Annotated in this window: 10 protein-coding genes, 1 pseudogene and 1 riboswitch; all 11 genes and pseudogenes read left to right on the top strand. The window is 28.8% G+C overall.

The window, feature by feature from the left end:
• Nucleotides 1–139: 139 nt before the first annotated feature.
• A pseudogene (locus tag ACQ3F0_RS23740) lies at nt 140–913 on the top strand (radical SAM protein); the annotation flags it as partial.
• A 221-nt stretch (nt 914–1,134) separates the two neighbouring features.
• A complete protein-coding gene (locus tag ACQ3F0_RS23735) occupies nt 1,135–2,169 on the top strand; it encodes a LacI family DNA-binding transcriptional regulator (RefSeq protein ID WP_428868279.1) in 1,035 nt (344 codons plus the stop codon).
• A 205-nt stretch (nt 2,170–2,374) separates the two neighbouring features.
• Entirely contained in the window at nt 2,375–3,361 is a 987-nt protein-coding gene (locus ACQ3F0_RS23730; RefSeq protein WP_428868278.1) for an aldo/keto reductase, read from the top strand.
• A 477-nt stretch (nt 3,362–3,838) separates the two neighbouring features.
• Nucleotides 3,839–4,633 (top strand): hypothetical protein, encoded by a 795-nt coding sequence (locus tag ACQ3F0_RS23725; RefSeq protein ID WP_428868277.1) that lies wholly within the window; start codon nt 3,839–3,841, stop codon nt 4,631–4,633.
• Nucleotides 4,634–4,719: 86 nt separating this feature from the next.
• A complete protein-coding gene (locus ACQ3F0_RS23720; protein ID WP_428868276.1) occupies nt 4,720–4,938 on the top strand; it encodes a DUF6485 family protein in 219 nt (72 codons plus the stop codon).
• Between the two features lie 63 nt (nt 4,939–5,001).
• Nucleotides 5,002–5,225: riboswitch (cobalamin riboswitch) on the top strand.
• 210 nt (nt 5,226–5,435) lie between these two features.
• Nucleotides 5,436–6,473 carry an ABC transporter substrate-binding protein gene (locus ACQ3F0_RS23715; RefSeq protein ID WP_428868275.1) on the top strand — a complete coding sequence of 346 codons (1,038 nt, stop codon included), beginning with the start codon at nt 5,436–5,438 and terminating at the stop codon, nt 6,471–6,473.
• A 48-nt stretch (nt 6,474–6,521) separates the two neighbouring features.
• Nucleotides 6,522–7,562 (top strand): FecCD family ABC transporter permease, encoded by a 1,041-nt coding sequence (locus ACQ3F0_RS23710; RefSeq protein ID WP_428868274.1) that lies wholly within the window; start codon nt 6,522–6,524, stop codon nt 7,560–7,562.
• A complete protein-coding gene (locus tag ACQ3F0_RS23705) occupies nt 7,556–8,338 on the top strand; it encodes an ABC transporter ATP-binding protein (RefSeq protein ID WP_428868273.1) in 783 nt (260 codons plus the stop codon). Before ACQ3F0_RS23710 ends, ACQ3F0_RS23705 begins: the two co-directional genes overlap by 7 nt.
• 20 nt (nt 8,339–8,358) lie before the next feature.
• Nucleotides 8,359–9,186 (top strand): nitrilase-related carbon-nitrogen hydrolase, encoded by an 828-nt coding sequence (locus ACQ3F0_RS23700; RefSeq protein ID WP_428868272.1) that lies wholly within the window; start codon nt 8,359–8,361, stop codon nt 9,184–9,186.
• Nucleotides 9,187–9,311: 125 nt separating this feature from the next.
• A complete protein-coding gene (locus ACQ3F0_RS23695) occupies nt 9,312–9,719 on the top strand; it encodes a DUF3785 family protein (protein WP_428868271.1) in 408 nt (135 codons plus the stop codon).
• A gap of 565 nt (nt 9,720–10,284) precedes the next feature.
• Nucleotides 10,285–12,075, top strand: a complete 1,791-nt coding sequence (locus tag ACQ3F0_RS23690) for a sugar phosphate nucleotidyltransferase (RefSeq protein ID WP_428868270.1) — start codon at nt 10,285–10,287, stop codon at nt 12,073–12,075.
• The last annotated feature ends 7 nt before the right edge of the window (nt 12,076–12,082 follow it).

Below are 12,082 nucleotides of genomic sequence, written 5' to 3'. Positions count from 1 at the left end.
TCTTCTTCAGTGAAAGTGATTTTACTCATTTAAATTCAACCTCTCTTTCTTCTAAATAAAGTATACAAAAAAATACCTATAGAATAAACACCTTTTCTTAGTGTCCATTCTATAGGTACCATTTTATAATAAGTGTACCTTTTGTAGTATGTTCAAAGACAAACAATTTAAAATCAGAAAAGTAAATCAAATAATAGAAGATTTAGAAATGGCTCGTCATCATTATAGAACTATAAAAAGAGTGTTTTTAGCGGATGGAGATGCTTTGATTTTAAAGATGCAAGATTTAGAAAAGATTCTATTTAAAATAAGAGAGTTGTTTCCGGAATGTGAGAGAGTTGCGGCTTATGCCACCGCGCAGGACATTTTGAGAAAAAGCGAAAATGAGTTAAGAAGACTTAAAGATTTGGGATTAAAGATCTTATATCTTGGAGTTGAATCTGGAAGTGATGAAATATTAAAAGATTCAAAAAAAGGATCTACAGTTAGTGATATGGTTGAAGCTGGTAAAAGGGCTAGAAAAGCAGGAATTAAAATATCTGCAACACTCATTATAGGCTTAGGCGGAAAAGAAAAATGGGAAATGAATGCTATAGAGTCTGCAAAGGTAATAAGTGAAATTGATCCTGAGTATTTAGGTTTGCTAACACTTACTGTTGACCAGGGTACTGAAATGTATGATAAGGTGCATAGAGGAGAAATTACTCCATTATCACCGAAAGAAGTTATGATAGAAATAAGAAAATTTATTGAGAACCTACATGTAACTAATTGTGTTTTAAGAAGTAACCATGTGTGCAATTATGTTCCGCTAGCAGCAACCTTAAATAGAGATAAGGAACAGTTATTAAAACAGCTAGATGATATTGTAGAAGGTGATTATAAACTTCATAGAAATACTTATGGGATATAATAAACTCTGGTGTCGTGAAACACGACACCAGAGTTTATACTTTTATAAGAAATGAGAAAACCAAAAGAATAGATATTGACATATGGAATACTACAGAATATACTTAAATTATACTAGGGTACCGGTACCATGTTTAATAGTTAAGAGTTAAGAGTGATTAGTTAAAAGTTAAGGAACTTTTTCTAATTTATCTGTGTATATTCAAAAAGGAGAGACTCATTATGCCATCATTAACTATAAGAGATATTGCAAAATTAGCAGGTGTGTCAAAATCAACAGTATCCAGGGTTTTAAATAACACTGGATATGTAAATGTAGATACACGTAGAAAAATTGAAAAAGTTATTGAGGAAAATGACTATACTCCATCTGCTACGGCAAGAAGTCTATCTAAACAAGAAACTAATGTAATTGGTGTTATTATTCCAGAAGCAGATAATCCTTTCTTTGGGGAAATTCTTAAAGGAATTAGTGACGTTGCTGATAAAAATAGTCTTAGTATAATCTTTTGTAACACTAACAATGATGAAGAAAAAGAGAAAAATGCCCTTAGAATGTTAAAAGAGCAAAGAATAAAAGGGGTTATTCTTACACCTGCTACTGACGAGAAATTAATCCAATTTGATAGTCATAATAAAGAGTTTATTGGATTAGTTAATGCACTAGAAGTTCCTGTTGTCCTTTTAGATAGGGATATTGATTATAATGATTGGGACGGTATTTTTATTGATAATAAAAAAGGAGCTTTTGATGCTGTAAATGTTTTGATAAAAGCAGGACATAAAAAAATAGCTACTATTACAGGAGATTTAAAACTAAAAATTGGTAGAGAAAGATTAGAAGGTTATAAAGAAGCTTTTAAACATCACTGTATGGAAATAGATGAAAGATATATCTTTGAAGGAGATTTCACTACAGATACAGCTTATAAATTAGCTAAAAGAATTATTAATATGGAAGAACCGCCTACAGCAGTTTTTACAAGTAACAATTTAAGTAATTTAGGATTCTTGAAAGCTATCTTTGAAACAGGGCTAAGGATTCCAGAAGATATAGCTTTTGTAGGTTTTGATAATGTGCCATTAGTAGATATCTTTAATATAAATTTAAGTGTAGTAGACCGTGATACTGAAAAAATGGGTAGAATGGCTATGGAGTTATTGATGAAAAGATTAAATGATTCAAATGATGAGGCAAATAGTGTTATAATTTCTCCAAAATTGATTTTAAAAGGTTCTGAAAAAAAGTGTGAATAAAATTTTTGTGTTTTAGGGGACCGGTACCGTAAAGCTGAAATAATTATTTAGAAGAAATTATTCTTCAACGACCCCAAATACGTATTAATGGGAAACGTTAATAGAATTTGTAAAGGCTTAATTTAAGATTTTCTGCAAGAAAATCATCATTAGCTTGTCACTTGCAACTTGTCACTTATCACTTATTATAGAGGGAGGATAAAAAATGAAATTCAAAAAAGTAAAACAAATTAAAGAAGAGTTATCAGTTTTAGGTTTAGGATGTTGGGGGTTTTCTGGAGGAGATGTTTGGGATGGCACTAATGATGAGAATTCAATAAAAGCCATACATGCTGCTGTGGATGCAGGTATAAACTTTTATGATGTTGCACCTATTTATGGTTTCGGACATGCGGAAGAAGTCTTAGGAAAGGCATTATCTAATGGTAAAAGAGAGAAAGTTATTGTTGCGTCTAAATGTGGATTGATTTGGGATAAAAATAGAAATGTAAAGAATAACCTAACAAAAAATAGTATATTAAAAGAAATAGATGATAGTTTGAAACGTCTAAATACAGATTATTTGGATTTATATCAATTACATTGGCCAGATCCAAACACCTCAATTGAAGAAACAATTGAAGCTATAGAATTTCTAAAGAAATCTGGAAAGATAAGATATTTTGGAGTTACTAATTTTTCTCTAAAATCAGTTTCTAAAATTATGGAGATGACTTCTGTTGACTCTCAACAAGGGCTATATAATATGATGGAACGTAATCCTAGTTCATATCATACAATTCCTTTGGATTACAGAACTGAAGATGAGGTACTACCATTCTGTGAAAAAAATGGGCAGGCTTATTTGCCATATAGTCCACTATTCCAAGGATTATTAACTGGAACTTTTAAATTAGAGAATAACTTTTCACAAAGTGATGTAAGATCTTCAAATCCAAAATTAAATGGAGAAGATTATATTATTTATTATAAAGGTGTTGAAAAATTAAAAGAAATAGCAAAAGAAATTGGAAAACCATTAAATGAAATAGCTATAAATTGGTTGGAAAAAAATCCAGCAGTTACTTCAATTATTGCTGGAGCTCAAAAAGCTGAACATATAATAAAGAATCTAAAAGCACTTCAATGGGAATTGACAGATGAAAACCTAAAAGCTATTAATGAAGTAATTGAACCCTATAAAAACTTATAAATATAAGCATTGATTTAAGTGAGATAATCCTGAATCAATGCTTTTTTATAGTATAGGAATTCATAAATTTTTTTAGGAATTCCCTACTTGTCAAATGCAGTTATATCAATACATTGTAGCATTGTGTAAAATATTTACACTGATTTATAAATTCCATCCTTCAGTGGTGAGAAGAAGCATATATAGCGTAAAAGTCATCGTAACAAACTTTAGAAATTCTTATTTATTTTTGTAATATATGCGTTAAGAAAAATTATTGTTTGAGCATGCGAGTTATAATTTTTTAGCAGATATTTAAGAAAATAAATTAGAATTTCTTAGTGAAGTGGAGTTACTTTTTAGCTATATATGCATTTGTTTTGCAAATAAAATAAATTATTAATAAATGTGATAAAATGAATAGGATGATTTAAGATTAAAATTATTCTTAGGTTTAGTAAAAACTATATTTAGGACTTTAGAAAGGAAAATCAAATCATGAAAAAATGGCTAAAAGTTATATCTATTACACTTGCAATTATTATCATTACTATAGTATTAACAATGATTTTATTTCCTGATTTTCTAGCAAAATTATCTATTGTACTATCAGTAAAACATCAATATTCGGAAAAGGATAATCCTAGAGCTTATGCTAAATTAAAGTGGCGTGATATTTCTAATTCAATGGACACTAGTAATATGTATGTTATCTCATATGATGGATTAAGTTTGCGAAGTCCATGGGGGAAAGAAATTGAAAGAATAGGGTCCTCTGAAAGTAAACATAATGAATCAGATAATCCAGGTATAGCAGGATTTAAGTATGAAAATGATAAAGCAATAGCTATTAGAGGGGGATTTGAATCAAAACCTTTATTTAAGGAAATGTTAGAAGAATTATATACTGAATTAGAACCTAAGGAGATAGAGAAATTTAAGAAATCTCCTTATTACAATATTATGAATGACGTAACTGAGTTTGAAGAAGTTAAGTTAATTTACGGCACTTCTCCAGAAGATATCTCTATAAATAAATCTCTAGAAAAATTAGTATATATGAATATGTTTTTAGTATTAAAAGAGATATCAATGTACTCTGGTGCTGAAAATGGACTTTACCAATTTAAGACTGATAAAATTAAAGGATTTCAATTTGGGGACTTTAATAAAGTTGCATTTCAGATTTATGATATGGATGAAAAAATAGAATATTTTGTTTTAGTAAACGGTGCTACGAAAGAAGAATTAGATGCAATTATTAGTTCAATATCGATAGAAAATCAACATTAACTTATCACTTGTTACTTGTAACTTGTCACTAATAGAGATAAATTAACGAAGTGAGTTATCTCTATAAATTAAGGAGATGATATAAATTGAATAATAAACACTTTTGTACATGTACAGACACTAATTGTAAATTTAATCCACATAATCACTCATATGGATGTGATCTATGTATTAAGAAATGCCTTAAGGCAGGAGAAATTCCTTCTTGTTTTTTCAAAGCAATACATGAGGATATAAGTAATACTGATGATTTTACATATGAAGGTTTTGCTGACTTTGTTACTAAGTATAGTAAAGCAGAATAGCAATAGTATTTTTAAGGTAAATTACATTGACAAAAATACACTTTAAATGTATCATTTAGAATAGAAATTAAGTAATATACAGGTGTTGATAGAATTTATTGGTTCTATAAACGAAAAGGGAATCAGGTTAAAATCCTGAACGGTCACGCCGCTGTGAAGTGGAGTTACTCAAATATACCACTACCTTGTTCAATACACATTTATGCATTGTGAATTATACTTGGTGGGAAGGATTGAGATTAACGGTAAAACTAAGTCAGAAGACCTACCTGTCTATTTGTTTCAGGAACGATAGCAATTCAAAATTTTATTGTTATCGTTTAACGCTACGAGCGATGGCGAGAAACATTGAAGAATAAAATCTTATTATAAATTTAAGATTTTATTTTAGGCTAATATAAGTATTCAACTTTAATTTATACGATTATTTATATTCAGTTTGATAAAATGCCTCTCTCTTCGCTCCGAAAATATTTTATTTATAGGAGTTGGAAGAAATGAAAAAGACAATGGAAAAAATCAATTCAAACTTATTGCTAATAGTATTATTAGTAACAATCACATTATTAGCAAGTGTAGGTTGTAACAAGTCGGATGCCTCAAACAAAACAAACAATTCAAAAGAAACTATAGCAGAAACTGTTGATAATGAAAAACCTTCCTTTATTAAATCAGAAAATGAAACTCAATTAGTATACTTAGATCCATTTGGAAATGAAGTAACAATCAAAAAGAATCCAGAAAGAGTTGTATCTTTATATGCATCTTTTCTTGACTTATGGTACTATGCAGGAGGAGAAGCAGTTGCAAGTGTAACATCAAAATCAGTTGCATTCCCAGAAGGTGCTGAGAATGTAGAAAAACTTGGAAGCATGAGTAAAGTTAGTCCTGAAAAGGTTTTAGAACTTCAATCTGATTTAGTTATATTATCAAGTACAATGAAGAGTCATTTAGAACTTAAAGATTTATTAGAAGAAAACAATATTCCATATTTATATCTTGAATATAATAATTATGAAGATTATATAGAAATATTAGATTTAATGTCTAGAATTGCAGGTACAGAAGACGAACTTCAAGCAAAAGTTGATTCAGCAGATAAAGATGTACAAGCTATAATTAAAAAGTCAGAAGGCAAAGATGCTCCAAAAGTTTTAATCATGTTTGCAACTAGTAAATCAGTATCATGTGAATTGGAAAATGGAACAACTGGTGATATGGTTAAAAAATTAGGTGGGGAAAACATTGTTAGTGATGTAGCTATAAAAGATGCTACAAGAGTTGATTTTAGTATGGAAAGAATTCTTGAGCAGAACCCAGACATTATACTCGTAAAGACAATGGGAGATATAGAAGCATGTAAAACAAAAATGAGTGAAGATATTCAATCAAATGAAGCATGGGCAGGATTAAATGCTATAAAAGATGGTAAGTATTATTATCTTCCAAAAGACTTATTTATGAATAAACCAAATGAAAGATTCCCTGAAGCATTTGAAATGCTTTATGATTATATGTATGGAGAAATAAAATAATATATAGATGAATGTTAAGTTTTATAAGTTTCTAGGAGGAATAATATAGTGATAAATCAAGTACAATCCAATGAGAATAAGTCTATAAATGTTATACATGAGAGAATGATTTATAGAATAACTGTAATTAGTGTTCTTTGTGTAATATGTGTGACTTCTATTATAGTTAGTACATCATTTGGCGCATGTAAAATATCTTTTGTTGACGTATTCAAAGCGTTGTTTAAGTATGAAGAAGGTTTAAATAGACAAATTATATGGACAATAAGATTTCCAAGAACTTTAGTAGCAGGATTAGTTGGAATGTGCCTCGCTTTATCGGGAGCTATATTACAGGGGATTATGAAAAATCCCCTTGCTTCCCCAAACATTATTGGGGTATCTTCAGGAGCTGGTATAGCAGGGATTATTATATTGATATTATTTCCTTCACATATAAATTTAGTAACACCATTTTCTTTTATTGGTGCATTTGTAACAACTATGTTGATATACATTCTTGCATGGCAAAATGGTGTTAAACCTATGCGTATGATTTTAGCTGGAGTTGCAGTTTCGGCGTTTTTAGGCGCTATGATTAATGGACTTATGATTTTTTTCCCCGATAGAGTGCAGGGGGTAGTTGATTTCATGGTAGGAGGATTAGCTGCTAAAACATGGAAGCACTTTAGAATTATTTGGCCATATGCAGTAACTGGTTTTATATTATCAATGTTTTTTTCAAAAAAACTTAATATACTAATGTTGGGTGATGAAATGGCAACAAGCTTAGGAATCAATGTCGAAAGAATACGGTTTATACTAATAGCAGTATCATCGTTGTTAGCTGGAGCAGCTGTTAGTATTGTAGGGTTATTAGGGTTCGTTGGATTAATTGTTCCACATATAACTAGGATGATTATTGGATCAGATTATAGATATTTGCTTCCTGCAAGTGCACTTACTGGTGCATCATTATTGATGTTATGTGATACATTTGCAAGAACTATTATAGAACCTGTTGAGCTTCCTGTGGGTATTATTATGGCTATGTTAGGAGCTCCATTCTTTTTATATCTTTTAAGAGGAGGTTTAAGAAAAAAATGTTAAAAACAAAAAATCTTACTCTTGGATATGGAGATTTTAATATTGTAAAAGATATCAACCTCCAAATAAAAGAAGGCGATTTTCTAACAATAATAGGGGTTAATGGAAGTGGAAAATCTACTATTCTAAAAGCTATTTCTAGAAATTTAAAACCAAAGGAAGGTTTTATATACCTTGATGGAAAGCTGATACATAAAGCAGATACAAAAGAAGTTGCATCTAAACTAGCAATTCTTCCACAAAATCCAAAGGTTCCAGATGATTTTACAGTAAGAGATTTAGTGGGATATGGAAGATATCCCTATCTAGGTATTACAGGCAGATTAACAAATAAGGATATTGAAATAATTGACTGGGCAATTGATTCTACAGGTATAGAAAATTTACAGCATCGTTTGGTTTCTACTTTATCAGGAGGGGAAAGACAACGTGCTTGGATAGCATTGGCACTTGCACAGAGAACTAAAATTTTACTTTTAGATGAACCTACTACATTCCTAGATATTTCACATCAGTTTGAAATATTAGAACTTGTTAAATCATTAAATGAAGATTTTGGCATAACAATTATTATGATTTTACATGATATTAATCAAGCTTCTAGATACTCAAAGGAAATTGCTGTTTTAAAGGATGGCAATGTTTACAAAAAAGGAAAACCTGTGGATGTTATTTCAAAACAAACTTTAGAGGATGTTTTTAATATTGATGTAAAAATATTTAACGATGAACAAAATGATTGTCCTTATTTTATAACAATGGGAAAAAAAGGATTGTAAATAAAGGGGAATGATATTTTGTGATAAAAGTTGGATTAGTTACAATGGATTCAGAGTGTTTTGAGTTAGAGAAGAATGTAAAAAAAATAATTGACTTTATAAAGGAATCAAAAGAATTAGGTATACAAATAGTATGTTTTCCTGAGTTATCTTTAACTGGATATGTTATAAACATAAGACAAAGGCTAAAGAGGCTTGAAGACTTTAAGAAAGATTTATTAAAGTACGAAAAGAAAATCGAAGAAGCTTCTTTATTATATGAAATAACTGTACTTGTAGGAACTGTAGAAATTGAGGGGAATAAAATTTTTATAAGTCAAAAAGTTTACTCAAAAAAAGGTTATCAGGGAAGTTATAGAAAGATGTATTTAGGAGAAAAAGAAAAGAATAACTTTACAGAAGGAAAAGAAGTAAAAGTATTTGAAGTAAATGCAGATGGTTATGAAATTAAATTTGGAATTGGAATATGTTATGATATGCATTTTCCGGAAATTGCTATGGAATGCTCATTGCAGGGATCGCAAATGTTTTTTGCACCCCATGCTCTTAGTGCAATGTCAACATCTAGACGTTTAGATGTTTGGAATAAATATATGTGTGCAAGGGCCTATGATAATAGAATGTATGTTATGGCTCTAAATTCAGTCTACTTAGAACAGAGGTCTGGTGGAGGAGTAGCTTGCTGGGATTGTAATGGAACATTAGTTAGTAAATATTTGGAGAGCAAAGAGAAATTATATAAAATCAATATTGATATTAATGAAATTGAGAAGTATAGAAATGTGAATAACAAGACTATGAAAAATAGATTTTTTTTAAAGGATAGAATAAAATTACCCAATGTTTAAATTCATTGGGTAATTTTATTGAAAAATGTTTTTATTAATGGTTATAATATAAAGTATAATATATAATGCACAATTATGAATTCACAATGCATAATTGTGCATTGATATTTGGAGGTGAATAACAAATGTATAAATTTGTTTTTAATGATAAAGAGTATGAATTAAAAGAAGAGAACTGTGAGTGTTTTATCAATGATGAAGAGAATCCGGTTAATGGATTTGAATTGTCAGATGCTATGGAGCTATTGAATGGGGCAAAGAATATTAATTTTGATTTAGAATACTTTGGAGAGCCGTGTGAAAATTGCTATGAGGGTAAAAAAGAAAAGACTTATAAGTATTTAGAGTATCATTTCTACATTTTTTCTAAGGAAGGTACTTATGTAACCAGCAGTATATCAAGTGAATACGAAAATACTTCTTTCAATAAATTATTAAAGGCGGAAAAAGTTGATAATAGTTATATTGTAAGTATTATAGTTTGTGAGAATTGCGGAGAATTTTCTATAGAAATAGAAGAATGTGGTGTTTAAAATAAATAATAAAAACAATTAAAGGGAGTTCACAATGTGAGCTCCCTTTAAATATATATTTATTATTTTAATTTTTAACTAAGTAAAGCATAGTATACATATAAACCAAAGTGTTTAACCTTTGTCTTAATAATAGAGATAAATATTACTTTAATTCATACATGTCGAAAGTTATTTATCAATATTTCTAAAAGACCTATTATTTATAAAATGTTACTATCCTCTAAAAATTTAATCTGGTACATTGGTCTATCCCCTTTCTATTAGCTAGTCCTATAGTTTATCTAACGAAAGTTAATATTTTGGTGGAATCACTTCCTTTTCTTGTACTGATTTAATTTTTGTTAATCTGTTTATGTCTTTATAATAACATAATATTTTATGTTTGTAAATATAATCTTTTTATTAACAATCAATATTATTATTTGAAAATTTAAATAATAATAAAGAAGTTTGGTTAAAATCCAATAAAATGGGTTGCTATTGTTCAAAATACACTAAAAATGTTTTACTTTGAACAAAACGTATGATATAATATCAATAATCAAGGAATGGAAGTGAATAAATGAACAATATAGAATCTTTTAAAATCTTTAGAGAGTTAAAATGCAACTCAAAACTATCACAAAGAGAAATATCAAAGAAATGTTCGATATCTTTAGGAAAAACTAATATGCTAATTAAAGAATTAATAAACAAGGAATTTTTGATAAAAAATGAGACTAATTATCTTTTAACACAAACAGCAATTGATTTACTTGATAATTATAGAGTGGATAATGCTATCATATTAGCAGCTGGTTTTGGTTCAAGATTTGTTCCGCTAACTTATGAAATGCCAAAAGGACTATTAGAAGTTTATGGCGAGAGAATGATAGAAAGACAAATAAAACAATTAATAGAAGCTGATATTACTGATATAACTATTGTAGTAGGCTATTTAAAAGAAAAGTTTGAATATCTTATAGATAAATATGGTGTGAAGCTTGTTTATAGTCCTGATTTTATGACGAAAAATAACCTTTCGTCTCTTTATCATGTAAGGGATTTACTTAAAAATACATATATTTTGTGCAGTGATAATTATTTAATCGAAAACATCTTTAATTCTTATGAATATAGAAGTTGGTATTGTTCTACAAAAGTTGATGGAGATACTGCTGAATGGTGTTTTGAGACTGATAAAAAGAATATGATTAAGAAGGTAGAAATAGGAGGGTATAATGCATGGCAAATGTATGGGCCTGCATATTTTACAGAAAGCTTTTCTAATACTATAGTTCCTTTAATTGAAAAAACATATAATCAAAAAGGTTCAAATAATTACTATTGGGAACATGTACTTATGAGGAATTTAAGTAAATTAGAAATGTATGCAAACAAGCAACCTTCAGATACTATTTATGAGTTTGAGAACTTAGAAGAACTTAGAGAATTTGACGAAACTTATAAAGAAAAATCAAATAATATTATTCTAAACAAAATAACTAATATTTTTAATATAAATGAAGATGAAATACATAGTATTAAACCTCTAAAATTAGGTATGACAAATAAATCATTTCTTTTTGAAGTTAAGAATAAAAAATATATATGCCGCATACCTGGAGAAGGGTCAGAACAATTGGTTGATAGAGTTGCTGAATATAACAGTTTCCAAGCAATTATTCCCTTAAATATAACTGAAGATATAGTTTACATTAATCCAGAAGATGGTATTAAAATTTCAATCTATGAAGAAAATATAAGAAGTGTAGATACAGATAATTCAGATGAACTAAAAAAATGTATGAGCATATTAAAATATGTTCACAATAGTGAATTAAACGTTGAACACACATTTAGTTTTAAAAAAAATATAGACTTTTATGAGAATTTATGTAAGCCATTAAATGCTATTTTATATGAAAATTATTCTCAAGTTAGAATAAATATGAATGAACTTATGTCTATTCTAAATAAAATTCATGTGCCAACAACACTTTGCCATATTGATGCAAACAGTGATAACTTTTTAGTATTAACAGACGGCAATATGAAATTAATTGATTGGGAATATGCAGCAATGCATGATCCTCTAGTCGATGTGTCTATGTTTGCTATATACAGCTACTTTGATGAAAATCAAATTGAGAAGTTAATGAATTATTATTTAGAAAGAAATCCAACTTATGAAGAGCGGTTAAGGGTATACATATATATTGCTTTAGGAGGTTTTTTATGGGCTCTTTGGGCTGAATACAAGCAAGCGCTTGGTGTAGCTTTTGGAGAATATACACTAAAAATGTACAGATATGCTATTGCTTATTATAAAAAAGTTACTGATTTAATAGATGAATCTAAAATAAATTATTAAAGGAGAA

Source organism: Clostridium sediminicola (genome assembly GCF_050402865.1).
GTDB classification, from domain to species: domain Bacteria; phylum Bacillota; class Clostridia; order Clostridiales; family Clostridiaceae; genus Clostridium_AF; species Clostridium_AF sediminicola.
The sequence above is the reverse complement of the archived record's forward strand: the minus strand, read 5'-3'. Positions and strand labels throughout refer to the sequence as shown.